This is a genomic window from Streptomyces sp. NBC_01478, from assembly GCF_036227225.1.
GTDB lineage: Bacteria > Actinomycetota > Actinomycetes > Streptomycetales > Streptomycetaceae > Streptomyces.
Genome location: NZ_CP109444.1, coordinates 783,118 through 798,892, shown reverse-complemented (window position 1 = coordinate 798,892; position 15,775 = coordinate 783,118). Strand labels below are relative to the sequence as shown.

Annotated in this window: 12 protein-coding genes and 1 pseudogene; 8 read left to right on the top strand and 5 right to left on the bottom strand. The window is 73.1% G+C overall.

The features are described 5' to 3' along the window. The first annotated feature begins 129 nt into the window (after positions 1–129). Genes OG223_RS03530 through OG223_RS03520 form a run of 3 tightly spaced genes read left to right on the top strand, consistent with a single transcriptional unit; the run spans position 130 to position 4,990 of the window. A complete protein-coding gene (locus OG223_RS03530) occupies positions 130–3,873 on the top strand; it encodes a CHAT domain-containing protein (RefSeq protein ID WP_329242165.1) in 3,744 nt (1,247 codons plus the stop codon). A 33-nt stretch (positions 3,874–3,906) separates the two neighbouring features. Continuing rightward, a complete protein-coding gene (locus OG223_RS03525; RefSeq protein ID WP_329242162.1) occupies positions 3,907–4,263 on the top strand; it encodes a CATRA system-associated protein in 357 nt (118 codons plus the stop codon). Between the two features lie 10 nt (positions 4,264–4,273). After that, complete coding sequence (locus tag OG223_RS03520) at positions 4,274–4,990, top strand: hypothetical protein (protein ID WP_329242159.1); 717 nt, start codon at positions 4,274–4,276, stop codon at positions 4,988–4,990. Between the two features lie 101 nt (positions 4,991–5,091). Here the strand turns inward: OG223_RS03520 and OG223_RS03515 are convergent, their stop codons facing one another. The 3 genes from OG223_RS03515 to OG223_RS03505 are packed head-to-tail and all read right to left on the bottom strand — an operon-like array spanning position 5,092 to position 6,410. Further along, a complete protein-coding gene (locus tag OG223_RS03515; protein ID WP_329242156.1) occupies positions 5,092–5,478 on the bottom strand; it encodes a hypothetical protein in 387 nt (128 codons plus the stop codon). A gap of 12 nt (positions 5,479–5,490) precedes the next feature. After that, positions 5,491–5,664, bottom strand: coding sequence for a hypothetical protein (locus OG223_RS03510; RefSeq protein WP_329242153.1), 174 nt, complete (start codon positions 5,662–5,664; stop codon positions 5,491–5,493). 26 nt (positions 5,665–5,690) lie between these two features. Next, positions 5,691–6,410, bottom strand: a complete 720-nt coding sequence (locus tag OG223_RS03505; RefSeq protein ID WP_329242150.1) for a hypothetical protein — start codon at positions 6,408–6,410, stop codon at positions 5,691–5,693. Between the two features lie 240 nt (positions 6,411–6,650). On the opposite strand from OG223_RS03505, the gene OG223_RS03500 reads away from it, so the two are divergent. After that, the gene (locus OG223_RS03500; protein WP_329242147.1) at positions 6,651–7,604 is read left to right on the top strand and encodes a helix-turn-helix domain-containing protein; all 954 of its coding nucleotides are present in this window, start codon (positions 6,651–6,653) and stop codon (positions 7,602–7,604) included. Here OG223_RS03500 and OG223_RS03495 read toward each other — a convergent pair. Both OG223_RS03495 and OG223_RS03490 read right to left on the bottom strand, forming a co-directional pair. Then, positions 7,565–9,955 carry an ATP-binding protein gene (locus tag OG223_RS03495; protein ID WP_329242144.1) on the bottom strand — a complete coding sequence of 797 codons (2,391 nt, stop codon included), beginning with the start codon at positions 9,953–9,955 and terminating at the stop codon, positions 7,565–7,567. The genes OG223_RS03500 and OG223_RS03495 overlap by 40 nt on opposite strands. Positions 9,956–10,200: 245 nt before the next feature. Then, entirely contained in the window at positions 10,201–12,462 is a 2,262-nt protein-coding gene (locus tag OG223_RS03490; RefSeq protein ID WP_329242141.1) for a CATRA conflict system CASPASE/TPR repeat-associated protein, read from the bottom strand. A 92-nt stretch (positions 12,463–12,554) separates the two neighbouring features. On the opposite strand from OG223_RS03490, the gene OG223_RS03485 reads away from it, so the two are divergent. From OG223_RS03485 to OG223_RS03470, 4 genes and pseudogenes are all read left to right on the top strand, one after another. Continuing rightward, the gene (locus OG223_RS03485; RefSeq protein WP_329242138.1) at positions 12,555–12,698 is read left to right on the top strand and encodes a hypothetical protein; all 144 of its coding nucleotides are present in this window, start codon (positions 12,555–12,557) and stop codon (positions 12,696–12,698) included. Positions 12,699–13,014: 316 nt separating this feature from the next. After that, positions 13,015–13,710 carry a type 1 glutamine amidotransferase domain-containing protein gene (locus OG223_RS03480; protein WP_329242135.1) on the top strand — a complete coding sequence of 232 codons (696 nt, stop codon included), beginning with the start codon at positions 13,015–13,017 and terminating at the stop codon, positions 13,708–13,710. A gap of 155 nt (positions 13,711–13,865) precedes the next feature. Continuing rightward, positions 13,866–14,906, top strand: coding sequence for an alpha/beta fold hydrolase (locus OG223_RS03475; protein ID WP_329242132.1), 1,041 nt, complete (start codon positions 13,866–13,868; stop codon positions 14,904–14,906). A 93-nt stretch (positions 14,907–14,999) separates the two neighbouring features. Beyond that, a pseudogene (locus OG223_RS03470) lies at positions 15,000–15,440 on the top strand (VOC family protein); the annotation flags it as partial. Between the last annotated feature and the right edge of the window lie 335 nt (positions 15,441–15,775).

Genomic DNA, 15,775 nt, shown 5'->3' with positions numbered 1-15,775 from the left:
CGAGGACCGCCTCCGGGGTGCGCAGTGTCGCCCTGACGGGCCGTGAACCGGCCTGAGCACACTGCGGGTTGTTTGTCGGAGATTTCCGGATGACGACCGAAGCGGGCCGCGGCCGGGAAGACTGGCGGTGTGTCAGAGATACGAACAGTCGTGGACCGTCTGCTGGTGCGCTGTGAGGCGCGGTGGACACCGGAGGTCGAGCGGCACCTGGCCGGCGCCGGTGCGGACCCGGACAGTTGGCTGCCCTCGGCGGCCGGGCTGCTGCGCGCCTCCTGGACCGAGGGCGGCCGGGACTGCGCGGTGGCCGCGGTGGCCGTCATGGAGCACGCGCTCGACATGGGGGAGAAGCGGGACCCGCGGCGGCCCCGCTGGGTGCTGCACCTGTGGCTGGCCGAGCGCACGCTGTCGCTGCGGTTCGAGGACCACCGGTTGTCGGACGAGACCCACCACTACCTCGCCGCCCAGACCCAGGGCCGGCCGGCCGACGATCCGGTGGCGGTAGCGGCGACCTACCCGGAGGAGCCTCAGCCCCGCCACTTCGAGCCGCCCCGGCCCTCGCAGCCGCACGCCGTACGGCTGGCCGAAGGGCTCCCGGCGGACGACCTGGTCCGGCCCTGCCTGCTGACGCGGCTGGCCCAGTCCGCGTTCTTCCGCGTGGAGTCCGGCGACACGGACGCGCTGACGGGTGCCGGGCGATGGGCCGACGCGGCGTTCGCCGGCATCACCACCGACCACCTGGAAGCGGGCTTCGTCAGTTGCGCCGTCGGTCACATGGCGCTGGCACGTCTCCGCAACAAGCCGGGTGACGCGCAGCCCGTCGAACTGGCGCTGCGGGCCGGCCGGTCGGCGCTGCGGGCGGTCGAGCACGCCCGGCGCCACGGCACCGCCCCGGTCGACGCCGAAGCGGCCTCGGCCCACCTCATGTTCTCGCTCGCCCTCACCGCGTCCGTGCCGTTCCATCCCGAGGAGGAGGTGATCGACGAGGCCATCGCCCAACTGGAGGCGTTCCGGGCCTCCGGGCCACCCGACGACAGCGGGATCTACGCCGGGAACATGCCGGCGTTGCTGGGCGCGAGGGGATTCCTCACCAAGTCGCAGGACGACCTGCGGCGCGCGGACGAGATGTGGGCCGCCCTCCAGCGGGACCTGCCGCCGGGCCACCCCCTGGCGCCGCACATCGCCGACAAGCGCACCGCGTTGGCCAAGATGGGGCAGATGCTCAAGCGGTCGCCGTTCACCGGCGCCCAACTGCTCAGGTTCGTGGGCCCGATGATGGGACCGCTGCTGAGCGGGGTACAACTGCCGCCCATCCAGATGTACGTCCCGCCGGGCCGCCCCGGAGTACGCTCACCCGGCCCCGGCCCGGCGGACTTCGCGCCCTTCACAGGCTCCCCCCGGTCCGCCTCGGCGGACGCCGGCCCCGGTCGCACCGGAGGCGCCCACCTCGTATGGCCCCCCGGGCCGCCCGCCGACGCGGGGCCCGCGGAGCCGGCCTACGCGAGCGACCTCGACGGGCTGCCGCCGGACGTCGCGGCCGCTCGAAGCGCCCTGCTGGGCTCCGGCGTCAGCGATCCGCGCCGACTGGCCCTGGCCGTCGACCAGTTGAAGGCCGTACTGGCCGGGAAGCTGCCGGACGGACAGCGGGGCTTCTTCGCCGCCACCCTCGTGCAGTTCCTGGCCGCGCAGTTCACCTTCAGCGAGCGACGCGAGGACCTGGAGGAGGTCGTGCGGTGCGGGGACGAGCAGTTGGCCCTGCTGCCGCCCACCAGCGCGCGGTACATCGAGCTGCTGTGCGCGGTGGAGATGCACCGCAGCGACTACGGAATGCTCCACCAGGACGAGGCGACCGTCACCCGGGCCTGCGAGGCGCTGGCCTGGGCGGTCGGCCGGCTGCCCGAGATGTCGGCGAGCTGGCTCGGCTGCGCCATCCCGTACGCGCACGCCCTGGCCGGTGCCTCCTGGATGCGCCGGGACGCGTCGGGCACCCAGGAGGCGATACGGCTCGTCGAGCTGGCGGCGCGGAGCCTCGAGGCCCTGCCGGGCCGGCCGGAGTACTCGCCCGAACTGGCCGCACTGCGCGAGCAGTTGCGCCCCGCCCTGGCGACCGTCACCGAACTGGTCCAGACCGCCCACGACGACCTCACCGGGTACCGCTACGGCGACTCCGAGCCCAGCTCCTGGGACCCGGCCACCGAACGGGTGCTGCCGCCCCGGGCCCGGTTCGAGAACGCGCGGACCGCGCTCGACTCGGCGGTCAACAGCCGGAACTGGGCCCGGGCCACCGACGCCGCCGAGGCCGCGCTCGAAGCGCTGCCGCTGATGGTGTCGCAGGCGCTGCACCGCGACGACCGCCAGAGCGTCCTGCGCACCGCGCTGCTCGGCCGCCGCTATCCGGGCCCGGGCGGCACCGGCGGCACCGGGGACCTCCCGGACCGGATCGCCGGGACGAGCCTGGCCCGTACCGCGTGCGCGGTGGCGCTCGCCGCGGGCCGCACGGAACAGGCGGCGGCCCTGCTGGAACAGGGGCGGGCCGTGCTGATGGGCCAGGACCTCCAGGCCCGCAGCGACGACGCCGACCTCGCCGCGGCCCATCCGCAGGTGGCCCGCGAGTTCACCGCCCTCGCCCGCAGGCTGCGCCAGACGGAGATGCCGAGCTCGTCGGACGGGCCCGGCGAAGCCGCGCGGATCCGGGAGCAGCACGCGGTGACCGAGGAGTGGCAGCGGCTGCTGGCCCGGATCCGGGGCCTCCACGGGTTCGAGCACTTCCTGCTGCCGCCGAGCGCCGAGCAGATGCGGCGCGAGGCGAAGGAAGGGCCGATCGTGCTGATCAACATCGACCGGCTGCGCTCGGACGCCCTGGTCGTCACCACCGGGGGCATCAAGCTGGTGCCCCTCGATGTCACCGAGGGGCGGCTCGCGCTCGCCGCACGGCAGTTCCTCGCGGCGGTCTCCGTGGACGGCGGCGACTCGCGTGCCCGGCGCAAGGAATCCGCCGAGACCGTGTTCGACACCCTCGAATGGCTCTGGGACACCATCGCGGAACCGGTGCTGGACGCGGCGGGCCTGACCCGGCCGATCCCCGGGGGCACCCCGCGCGGAGCCGTACCGAGGCTGTGGTGGTCGGCGTCCGGGCCGCTGGCCCATCTGCCGCTGCACGCGGCCGGGCATCACCGGGCGGCCGAACTCGCCGAAGGGCGCTCGGTGTTGGACCGCGTCGCCTCCTCGTACACACCGAGCATCAGGGCGCTGCGGCACGCCCGGCAGGCCACGGCGGCGGGCGGGGACGGCGGGCCCTTCCTGGCGGTACGGCAGCCCACCGGTGCCGGCGGCCTGGACGGCGCGTCCGTGGCGGAGGTGGAGGCGATGGGCCGCACTCTGGGCCGCCTGCGGATCGTGCAGGGCGCCGACGCGACGATCCGACGGGTGCTCGGCGAACTGTCCTCGGCGGCCACCGTGCACTTCGCGTGCCACGGCCTCAGCCATCCCCAGGACCCGTCCAAGAGCCATCTGGAACTCGCCGACGGGCAGCTCAGTGTGCGGGACGTGGCCCGCGGCCATCTGCCGCACGCCCGGCTCGCCGTGCTGCTGGCGTGCCACACCACCCGCACCGACCGCCTCCCCGACGAGGCCGTGCACGTGACGTCGGCGTTCCAGACGGCCGGGTATCCGCAGGTGGTGGGCGCACTGTGGGAGGCGACGGACCTGGTGTCGGTACGGCTGACGGACCGTCTCTACCGCGACCTGCGGACCTACGGCGGCGGCCTCGACGTCACCGACACCGCGCGGGCCGTGCACGGGATCGTCCGGGGCCTGCGGGAGCGGCACCCCGGCTCGCCGCGCGTATGGGCGCCGTACGTCCACACGGGGCGTTGACGGATGACGACGAACGAGGGGAAGGAACAGGGCGTGAGCACAACGGAGGGGGCGGCCATGATCGACCGCGAGACGGCCGGCGAGGCGAGTCTGGCGCTGCGGCTGATGCTGAAGGAGTGGCGGCTCACGCCTGAGGCGTGGGCGGAGGTCGCCGAGGTGCTGGACATGCTGTCGGCGGCCGTCGCGGCCGGAAAGGCGGCCAAGGTCGCCGAGCTGACCGGCGAGCTGGACGAGTGGTCGGGCGGCAGGGTCACCCGGATCACCGCGGACGACAGGGTGCCGCTGCCCGAGCCGGAGCGGGAACGGGTCGTCGCGCTCGTGCACGCGCTCGCCCCGGACTCCCCGCCCGACGACCGGCGTCCCGCACCCGAGCCCGCCGAGCGGACCTGACGGCCCGCCGATGCTGTCGGTACTCGCCAATGTCGCGGTCGGTCTGCTGACCAGCCTCGTCGGTCTCGGCCTGGGCACGCTGTGGGAGCGGGGACGGCGGAGGCGGGCGCTGTACCGCAGGGCCGCGTTCTTCGGCACCCGGCCCGGCGAGCACTGTGTGATCGTCGTCGGCACCAAGCACGGGCAGCCGGGCACCACCCAGCAGCGGGACCTTCGGGCTGTCGTCGAACTGACCGTGCTGCTCAGCGAGTTGGGATGCCGGGTGAGTGTGGAGTCCGGCGAGCTGCGCGGCTCGAACGGCGACCGCACCGAGTTCTGTGTCGGCGGGCCGATCGGCGGGTCCAATCCCCGCACCGGCGGACATCTGACGGCCCATCTGCCCGGGGTGCGGATCATCCCGTTCAGCGACCGCCGCGACTCGGTGGCCATCGCGGTCGGCGGGGAGCGCTACTACTTCGACCGGGGGCACCAGGAGTACGCGGTGGTCGCCAAGTTCACGCCGCCCGAGTCGAGCCGCCCGGTGGTGCTGGTGTGCGGACAGAGCTCGGTGGCGAACCAGGCGGCGGTCCACTTCCTGCGGCGGGAGTACGCGCAGGTGGTCCGGTCGGTGGCGTCGACCGACCAGTACTGCCTGGTGGTGAAGGTCTCCGACATCGGCGTCTACTCCTTCCACCGGTCGGTGCTCGAACGGGACGTGTCGGCGGAGGCGTTCGCCGCCGTCGGCTGAACACCCGGACAGGACAGGCCTGTTCACGGGGACGAGCACCCGGTCCCCTGCGCCGGGTGCTCGTCGGACCGCCGGGACCGAAGGCCGCTCGGTGCGGCCGCTCAGATCCCCGTGTACTTCATGGACGGATCGAGTTCCGTCAGCTCGTCGACGAACCGGCGGATCTTGCGGTTCGCCTTGATGCCGAAGGCGGCGAGGTTGCGGCCGACACCCAGCGCGATCTCACGGTGGGCGCCCCGGTCCCACATGTACATGTGCACCGCGGACTTCTGGATCTCCGCTCCCCGCCCGCCCAGCAGCGCCATCACGCTGAAGTCGGGCCGGTCCTGGGCCACGGTGTCGAAGACCGAGCCTCTGGGCCCCTCGAAGGTGGTGCCCGCGCCGGTGATGTTCTCGCTCCACCAGCTCACCCGCATCGCACCGCGGAAGACGTCGGCCGCCTCCGCCATCGAGAGCTGGGTGATTATCTCCACCGGAGTCTTGGCCATGCCCTGTACTCCCTACTTGTCCTCGAAGACCTTTTCGTTGAACCGGTGGCGCTGACCGCTGTCGAGCCAGTTCTTGCAGGCGGGGTTGCGGCACTCGTAGACGATCCACGAGCCCATCGGCTGACGCTGCTCGCTCTTGACGGTCATGCGCTGCCGGCAGACCTGGCAGTTGAGGCCTTTGGCCATGTGTCTCTCCTCGGGGGGCGGCCGTCTCACAGGCGGGACGGCGGCAGGGGGATGAACGGACGCAGTTCGTCGGCGACCCAGTGCACCGGTGTCTGGAACGCCTCGCCGACCCGGGTGTACAGCTCGTGCAGGGTGTCCGCCGACATCCACTCGAAGCGCGCCCGGGTGGGATCGGTGTCGCTGGTCGGCGCGTCCACCACGGTCACGAAACGGCCCTCGCGCGCGGCGGTGACGTAGAGGACGTTGGAGTTCGAGGCCTCGGTGATCCGCGCGATCTGGCGCAGTTCCCCCGGTGCGAGGGCCGGGATGTGTGCCGACTCGGGTGTCGGACGGGGCCGGCCCACGAGCCAGGGCTCGGAGCGGTTCTCCTGCCAGAACAGCCAGTCGGCGGCGGACAGCCGGTTGCTCGGCACCCCGTTCGCGCGGAAGAACTCCAGCGCGGCCATCCGTACGGTGTCGTAGGCCGGGCTGGTGAAGTCGGAGCCGACCAGGTTCCACACCGTGCGCGCGGCCCCGAACAGGGCGAAACCGCCGGCCGGCAGCACGGCGTCGGCCAGTGCGCGGGCGAAGCCCTGCGGGTCGGACTGCGCGAACGGCAGGTAGGGCGCCTGGAGTTCGCCCCATACGTCCGAGGCGTCGATGTCGGTGCCGACCGGGTCGAACTCGAAGCGGCCGAACCGCTCCATCCGCGACACCACGTCGCCCGGCAGTCGTGCGGCGCGGGGCGTCCTGGGGAACAGAGCCATGGTCCTCTCCTGGAACAAGAGTGGGAACCGGCCGATGCGGACGCACCGGAGCCGGGCGCAACCTGTGTAACAAGGCCCGGAGTTCGCACTCAACAGTTCTCCGGCGAACCGGACGATCTCCGGAAAACCCGGACGGCCGGCGGGCGGGAGAACAAGACCGGAACGACGTGTCCCGCCGTGTGCGAGACTCGGCCGCGACATCGGCGGCGACGCCGTTGCCCGGCAGGGGGGTTGCGCAGGATGGGGCGTCCGCAGAAGGAGATCGTCCTGGACGGGTCACCGGCCCGGCTCTTCGCGTACTGGCTCCGCGACCTGCGCGGATCGGCCGGACTGACACTGGACCAACTGGCCCGCCGCACCGGGTACGGCAGGACGACCGTCAGCGACGCCATGCGGGGCGAGACCCATCCGACCCGCCCGGTCACCCTGGCGATCGTCGGCGCCTGCGGCGGCGATGTGCCGCAGTGGGGCGAGTACTGGGCGCAGGTGCGCCGGGCCCTGGACCCCGACTCCCCGGACGGTGCCGACGGAGTCGTCCCGCCGCCCTGGGACGCTCCGGCGGGCCGCGTGAACGGAGCACATGCCGAGCGGTGCCCGGCGGACTGCGCGCGCACCGAACCGCACGGCTGGTACACCGAGTCCGTGTCCACCCGGCTCCGCCTGGACACCCCGACGCCCGAGGCGCTGGAGCGCCGGATCGTGGTCGCCACCTGCGACGGCCTGGCCCGGATACCGGTCGGCGTCAGCGTGCCCCGGCGCGCCGGTGACACGACGCCCCGGCACGAACTGGAGATGTCCGTCGTCCAGGGCGGCCGGCTGGCGGACGGCGGGCCGCAGTACGAGAGCTACTTCGAACGGTTCCTGGTCCTGCCAGCACCGATCGCCGCCGGCACCCGGCACGTCTACGAACTCCGGCTGCGCATCCCGCCGGACCAGCCCATGGCACCCCACTTCGTGCACGTCCCGCTGACCCGCAGCGAGCACTTCCGGCTACGGGTCGGCTTCGACCCGGCGAAACCGCCGCGCACGGTGTGGCGGCTGGCCGGCGTGCCCACCGCCGTCATCTACCAGCAGGACCCGGGCACGCCGACCCTGCGCCCCGACGAACACGGGCTGGTGGACGTCGAGTTCGGGGCCATGAAGGTGGGTTACGGCTACGGGCTGAGCTGGCTGGAGGCGGGCACCGGAGGATAGTCCGCCGCCGCGCACAGCTTGCCGCGGACCGGCTCGGCGTCGGGGTGGTGCAGATCCTCGAAGAGCGCGAGGGCCTCCTCCCACAGGGCGCGCGCGACCTCGCCCCGGCCGAGCGTCGCATGGGCGTCCCCGAGGTGCTCCAACGCGTGGGCCTCGCGGAACCGGTCGCCCAGGGCCCGGTCCAGGTCGAGGGAGACCTCGTAGTGGCCGATCGCCGCGGCGGGCCGGCCGAGCCCCTGTTCGGCGCGGCCCATGCCGAAGAGGATGCCCGCCTGTCCGTCGAGGTGACCGAGCCGGGTGTAGAGCTCCAGGGCGCGGTGCGCGTGGTCGAGGGCGACGGTGTGCTCGCCCAGTCGCTCCCACTGCTGCGCCACGGAGGTGAGGCCGTCCGCGAGGGCGACGGGGTCCTCGGTGCGCTCCGCCATGGCGAGGGCGAGCCGGGCGTGCGGCATCGCCCTGCGGGGATCGCCGCAGGAGCTGTACACCCGGACCAGCGAGAGCCGTACCGCCCGTACGCCCTCCGCGTCGCCCAGCGCACGGCAGGCGCGCAGGGTCGCGTACAGCAGGTCGAGTGCCTCCCCGGTGCGGCCCAGCCGGGAGAGGGCGTCGGCGAGCCGGCGGGTGGCGGTGGCGTGGGCGGCGCGGTCCCCGGCCCGGTCCGCGGCGTCACGGGCCAGCGCGTGCACGGCGGCCCGCTGCGCACGGCGGCCGGAGCGGCGCAGGTGGAGGGCGCAGGCGTCGGCCAGCCGCCAGGCGTACGGCTCCAGGCCCGGGGTGGCGGTGGCCTGGACCATGAGGGCCTGCAGCGAGGACAGTTCCGACTCGAACCAGCCCGTCGCCGAGGCGTGGTCGCCGATCGGCGGCTGCGCGCCGGTGATCCTCGGGGCTCCGCCGGGTGTCGGACGCCAGGGTTCGAGGTGGTGGTCGGCCAGGCGTGCGTTGTCCAGGTAGTGCCGCAGCAGCCGTTCGGTGCCGTCCCGGCGCTCCTGCGGCGAGCCGCCGTCGAGGAGTTCCACGGCGTAGAGCCGCAGCAGGTCGTGCAGGGTGTAGCGGCCGGGGGTGTGCTGGCGGACGAGGTGGGCGGCGGTGAGGGTGTCGAGCAGGGCGAGGGGCGGGTCCGCGTCGCCGATGAGGCCCGCGCAGGCGGCGGCGTCGATCTCGGGTCCGGGGTGGCAGCCCAGCAGCCGGAAGAGCCGGGCGGCCGGCGCCGGCAGCAGCGTGTACGAACCGTGGAACACGGTCCGCAGATCGACATCCGCGTCCTGCACCCCGAACAGGTCCAACGGCGCCCGGGCGCGCCGCAGTTCACGGACCAGGGCGCCCACGGAACCCGCCGGGGCGGTGGCCGTACGGGCGGCGGCGACGCTCAGCGCCAGCGGTAATCGGGCGCACAGGTCGACCAGTTCGTCCACCTCGCGCGGCTCCAGGGCGATCCGCTCGGCGCCCATCTGCCGCTCCAGGAGGGTACGGGCGGCGTAGCGCGGCAGCACGTCGAGGGCGATGCGCAGGGCGCCTTCGCGGATGACGAGGCCGTCGAGGCGGTTGCGGCTGGTGACGACGGCGACGGAACCGGCGTCGGTGGGCAGCAGCGGCCGTACCTGGTCGGTGGAGCGGGCGTTGTCCAGGACCAGCAGCACCCGGCGGCCGGTCAGCAGTGTGCGCAGCAGTCCGGAGGCCACGGCGGTGTCGGTCGGGACGGCGGCCGGGGTGACACCGAGCGCCTGGAGGAAACCGTGCAGGGCTTCCCCCGGGTCCATGACCGCCTCGTCGCCGAAGCCCCGCAGATTGACGTAGAGCTGGCCGTCCGGGAAGAGGTGCTGCGTCCGGTGCGCCCAGTGCAGGGCGAGCGCGGTCTTGCCGACGCCCCCGGTTCCCTCGACGACGGCGACCCCCGCCCGGCCCGGCGCGGAGTCGGCGGACGGGTCCAACAGCGCGTCCAGCCGGACGAGTTCGGCGTCCCGGGCGACGAACACGGGGTGGCTCAGCGGAAGATGGCGGGGGACCGCGACCGACCCCGGCGACCGGCGGGCGGAGCCGCGGGCGGCGATGGGGCGCAGCCGTCGGGCGGCGTCGACCTCGTCCCGCAGAGTGGCGAGCCGCCCCGCCTCGGGTCCGTCGACGCCCAACGCGGCGAGGAGCGCGTCGAACACACCGGTGCCCGGCAGAGTCGTGCCGTTGAGATACGCGTACAGGCTGCTGGCGGACACGTTCAGCCGCCTGGCGAGTTCGCGACGGTCGAGCGCTCTGCCGAACCGTTTCTCGGCCCGGACGACAGCGCGGGTCAGTTCGACCGCCAGCCGCTGTCCCAGTGCCTCTCCGTCGTGGCCGGGCGGCCAGGGAGCTTCGTTCACCACCGTTCCTCCGCGGGGACGTCCACGGATCCGCACCGCACGGATCCAGACGTTTCCAGTGTGTTCCAGGACCCCGGACGGCCGGACGGATCCGCGTGTTTGCCTGCGGATTCCACGCCGAGGGGATACCGGCCCCCGGCCGGCCGCAGGAGGACGACAGCCGTGCAGACCCACTGAACGCCCCTCAGCCGCACATGACTCCGGCCCTCCACGTGACAGGGGAGACGTGGAGGGCCGGTCGCGGGTCAGGCGGATCCGTCGGGGCGAAGGCAGTCCAGCACGGCGGTTGCGGCCGTCTCCCAGGAGCAGCGGGCGGCCATTTCCCTCCGGAGATCGGCGGCTTCGCCGAAGGCGGCCGGCAGGTTTCGCATGACGGCATGAATGGACTTCTCCCACGACCGGACGTCCACATCGAGGTCCCGTGTCGTGGCCGCCACATCCACCACGGCCTGGTGGGCGACCGGCAGCCCCTGATCGAGCAGCAGTACGCCGAGACCGCTGCGCCCGCTCACCAGCACGGGCACCCCGGCGGCGATCGCCTCCAGACCGACCAGACCGAACGCCTCCGCCCGGGAGGGCATGAGGACCAGACTCGCCCGCGCCACGTCCTCCATGATGTGCCGGGGATCCGCGGAGAACGGACGAAGCGCCACATCCACCGCAGGGGTGCCGATCCACTCCTCCACCTGCGCGCTCAGCACCCGGGACGTCCGGTCGGGCACGCCGCGGATCAGCAGTTCCCAGGAGCCGTGCTCCGCCCGCGGCGGTACCGCCGCCCCCAGCGCCCGGCAGGCGATGTCGAGCCCTTTGAGCGGGGCGTCGTCCAGCCTGCCCATCATCAGGATCTGCGGGATCTCGTCGATGCCGGGCGCCGTGGCGGCGGGCCTTCCGTCGAATCCGGGGTCGACGCGCAGCAGGGGGGCCAGCTTCCGGGTGCGCAGATGACGCCGCATGGTCCTCGCCAGCCGGGGGCCGACCGCCACCGAACGCAGGGCGTCCTCGCAGAGTTCGAGCTCCCGCTCCGTGCGTTCCTGCGCGCGGACCGCCAAGTCGGCCTCCGCCAGCGGCTTCTGGGCCTCCGCCCGGTCCGGTTCCACGTGCAGGAAGTGCAGTCGCCCCGCGCCCGGGAAATACTCCTTCACCTGCGCCCGGGCGGCCAGCCCCATGTCCCTGCCGTGGCCGATGACGAGGTCGGGCTCGAATCCATCGGTGAACGGCGGCCGCAGGAACAGCGACTCCTTGCCCTGGACGCCCTGCCGGGCGGCGTCCACGAGGAGCACGTGGTGGTCGGCCGCGTCCGCGCGCTCCTCGGGACTGGAAGACACCACCAGGACACGGACGTTCGCACCGGCCTCGGCGAGTGCGATGCACAGCCCGCGGTTGAAGGCGCTCAGGCCACCGTGGGCGGGGAACCACTCGTCGACGACGGCCAGCACCCGATCCGGTCCCGCCGCCCGGGGGCTCCGCTCCGGTGCCGGGGCGCGCACCGGTTCCGCCGGGGTTGGTACCGGCTCTGCCGGGCTCCGCGTAGGTTCCACCGGGCTCGGTACCGGCTCCGCCGGGCTTCGCGTCGGTACCGCCGGGCCTCGCACCGGCTCTGCCGGGCCGGCCAGTTCCCGGAGGGCGAGGAGGTCGTCCAGCCGCCGGACGAACGACGAGCCGAACCGCCGGTCCGCCCCCAGCACGGCCTCGCCGTCGAGACCCGAGTCCTCCAGCGCTTGCCGGGCGTTCCCGCGAAGCGTCTCCACCATCCGCCGCATGAACCGGAGTTCGGCCTCGGCGTCCGCCAACTCATAGGGCTCCGGGCCCCAGTACGGCAGCCGCACCTCGGCCAGTGTCCCGCCCTGCCCCGCGGCCCGCGCATCGCCCAGCGCGTGATGCGTCGCCCACTGGTGACGCAGGGCGGTCATGTACATCAAGTACCGGACGAAGTGCGGCATTCCGGATCGGTGGTCGTCCGACCACGCCCAGGCCCCGAGCCGCGCGTCGGCGTCGGCCCGCCCCAGCATCCGCAACAGCCGCCACCGCTGCGACTCGTCGCCGCCCGCCGGCTCCGACAGATCGACGTCCCCGGGTGTTCCCTCCGGCAGTTTCCCCAACTCCAGTGTCACCGCGCCCAGATGGCACGCCCCGAGCGGCCCCACGATCGTCTCCGCCCGCTCACGCAACCCGGACCACTCCCGGTCCGGACCGGCGCCGAGGAGCACCGACAGATTGAGGATCTCCCCGTGCCGTCGCAGCACCGCCTGGTCGAGCAGGTCGGCGGACTGCACACCCGCCACCACGACCGAGCCCCGCGGGGCAGAGGCGAGCAGGGGGTCCGGCACCCGGACCGGCAGCGCCGCGTACAACTCCCCGTCCGCGTGCTGCAGTTCACGAAAGCGCCCCCACATCGCCCGGACCGAGGCCGTTCCCTCCTCGGCGCGCCCACCGTGCAGCGGGACGAAGACGTGAACCGCGACCTCCTGCTCCGTGACCTCACGCCCCGTCACTTCTCCCTCGGCCACGTACCGATACACCCCCGCCTCGCGTCGCCACTCCCGGCGTTCTCGCTCCGGTCGAGCCCAGGCAGTCTAGGGCGGATTCACCCGGAACGAACATGGATGCCGCATTGCTCACGCGGGCCCGGGAGTTGCTCCTCGACATCTCCCTGGGACTGGCCCTGGCCCTGGCTGACGCAGTACCGGACGAGGCGCTGGCCTCGCTCAACTCCCCGAAGGCCGGGCCGCGTTGGGCGCCATGACAGACGACACCGAGCTGCTGCGGGAGAGGTCGTTTCGACCGCGTGCCGGGCGGCGGACCGGGCCCAGGGCGACCCGCTGACCCGGATCATGCGGAGGCGGCGGCCGGGGCGGCGCGGGAGAACCCTGGACGGAGCGGCTGAGCCGTGGGCCACGCCACGCCCCGCCTCCCGCCCCGTGGCTTTCCGCGGGTCCGGGGACCACGACCAGGGTGTCCCACCGGTGCGACCGAGGGACCGCGCGCGGGACCGTGGCAGCAGGTGACGGTTCCGCAGTGTGAACGCAGGGGCCGGGCCCTGGACGGCAGGAGTGATCGCGATGGCGAGGGTTCTTTTCGTGCTGACCGGAGCCACGTACTGGGTGCTCAAGGACGGCACCAGGTACGCGACCGGGTACTGGGCCGAGGAATTCGCGGCCCCGTACAAGCTGATCACGGAGGCGGGTCACGACGTCGTGGTCGCGACACCGAACGGCGTGACACCGAACGTAGACATGATGAGCCTGCGCCCCTCCATGACGGGCGGTGAGCAGGGCGCCCTCGACCTGGAGGAGATCATCCGGTCCGCGGAGGTGATGCGGCGACCGCTCCAGTTGTCGGACGTCCGTGTCGAGGACTACGACGCGGTGTACCTGCCCGGCGGCCACGGCCCGATGGCGGACCTGGCATGGGACGCCGACGTGGGCCGGATCCTGACCGCGCAGCTCGCCTCGGGAAGGCCGCTCGCGATCGTGTGTCACGGCCCCTCCGCGATCCTCGCCACGCGGATCCACGGCGTGTCGCCCTTCAAGGGCTACCGGATGACGTGTTTCACCAACGACGAGGAGGAAGGCGTCGGCCTGGCCTCCAGGGTGACCTGGCTGCTGGAGACGGAGCTGAAGGACAAGATCGGCGTCGAGTTCAGCCGCGGCGAGATCTGGAAGCCGTACATGGTGGAGGACCGCAACCTCATCACCGGGCAGAACCCCGACTCGGCCGCGGTCCTCGGTGAGCGGCTGCTGGAGTTGCTGAAGTAGCGCTCTCGCGCCTGACTGGTCCCTGGGCGAGAGGCGGTGTCTCCCACCTGCGAGGAAACCGGTCGTGGCGCCCACGACGACCGGCGGTCGAACCTGATCGGGGCCGCCCTCCCGCGGGCGGCACCCCCGGCACACCCAGAGGCAGGACGGTACACATGATCAACAGGCGAGCCCTCGGCAAGACCGTCGGAGCCGGGACCGCGGCCGCGTCCCTGACCGGCTGGCTCAGCTCGTCCCCCGCGTCCGCCGCCCCTTCCGCGCCGGAGGCGTCCCCTGCCGGGCAGGCGACGGGCCGTACGTCCTTCGAGTCGCTGAAGCAGGTCAGAGCCGGTGAGCTGAACATCGGTTACGCGGAAGCCGGTCCGGCGAAGGGCCCGGTGGTCGTCCTGCTGCACGGCTGGCCGTACGACATCCACAGCTATGTCGACGTCGCACCCCTGCTGGCCGCCGAGGGGTACCGGGTGATCGTGCCCTACCTGCGGGGCTACGGCACCACCACGTTCCGGTCGGCGAAGGCCTTCCGCAACGGCCAGCAGGCGGTGGTGGCCCTGGACATCATCGCCCTGCTGGACACCCTGCGGATCGAGAGGGCGCTGCTCGCCGGCTTCGACTGGGGAGCGCGGACGGCCGACATCATCGCGGCGCTGTGGCCCAAGCGGTGCAAGGCGCTGGTCTCGGTCAACGGCTACCTCATCACCAACCGGGAGAAGAACAAGCAACCGCTGCCCCCGGCGGCCGAGTTGGCGTGGTGGTACCAGTACTACTTCGCCACCGAGCGCGGTGAGCTGGGTCTGAGCCAGTACGGGCACGACTTCGCCAAGTTGATCTGGCGCAACGTCTCCCCGACCTGGCACTTCGACGACGCCACCTTCGACCGAACCGCGAAGGCCTTCGAGAACCCGGACTACGTCGGCATCGTGATCCACAACTACCGCTGGCGCCTCGGCCTCGCCGCGGGGGACCCCCGCTACGACGGCATCGAGGCCAAGCTCGCGGCCGGGCCCGCCGTCGCCGTGCCCACGGTCACCCTCGACGGTGCGCTGGATCCCTTCACCCCGGCGGGCGACGGGAGCGCGTACCGGGGAAAGTTCACCGGCCCCTACGACCACCGTGCCCTCGACGGCATCGGGCACAACGTGCCCCAGGAGGCTCCGGAGGCCTTCGCCCGTGCGGTCCTGGACGCCGACCGCCTCTGACCCGCGGGCCAGGGGGACTCCCTGGCGCGAACCGGGGCCGTGGCGGTGATTCTGGTGGTGTCGGAAGTTCGTCCGAGAACGGAGGCGCATGCCATGGACATGAAGCTCGAAGTCGTCGTGGTGCCGGTCGGGGACGTGGACCGGGCCAAGGACTTCTACACGGCGCTGGGCTGGCGGCTCGACGCCGATGTCGCCACCGGTGAGGACTTCCGGGTGGTCCAGGTGACCCCGCCGGGCTCGCCGGCCTCGGTCATCTTCGGTACCTCGGTCACGTCCCAGGCACCGGGCTCGGCGCAGGGCCTGCACCTGGTCGTGGACGACATCGACGCCGCCCACGACGAACTCAAGCGGCTCGGCGCCGACCCGAGCGACGTGTTCCACGACGAGGGCGGCGTCTTCCACCACGCCGGGACCGACGCCCGCGTGCCCGGCCCGGACCCGCAGCGCAGCAGTTACGGCTCGTTCGTGTCGTTCGGTGACCCGGACGGCAACGGCTGGATCCTCCAGGAGATCACCAACCGGCTCCCGGACCGCGTGGACCCGGCGGCCACGACATTCGCCTCGGCCGGGGACCTGGCGGCCGCACTGCGCCGCGCCGCCGCCGCGCACGGCGAGCACGAGGCGCGCACCGGCGCGGAGGACCCGGACTGGCCCGACTGGTACGCCCGGTACATGGTGAGCGAGCAGGCGGGTACCGAACCGCCGTCCTGAGCACGCGCGCGTCCGGTCGGCGGTACCGGGGACTGCTCGCGGAGCGGGTACGGAACGGTACGGGCAGAGCTGGTCGCCCACCTCGGCGAGGCCACCCGGGAGCGGCGGGTAGCCGTCGACGCGCTGCTGGTCCGGGCCGGTGAGGTGACCAGACGAGG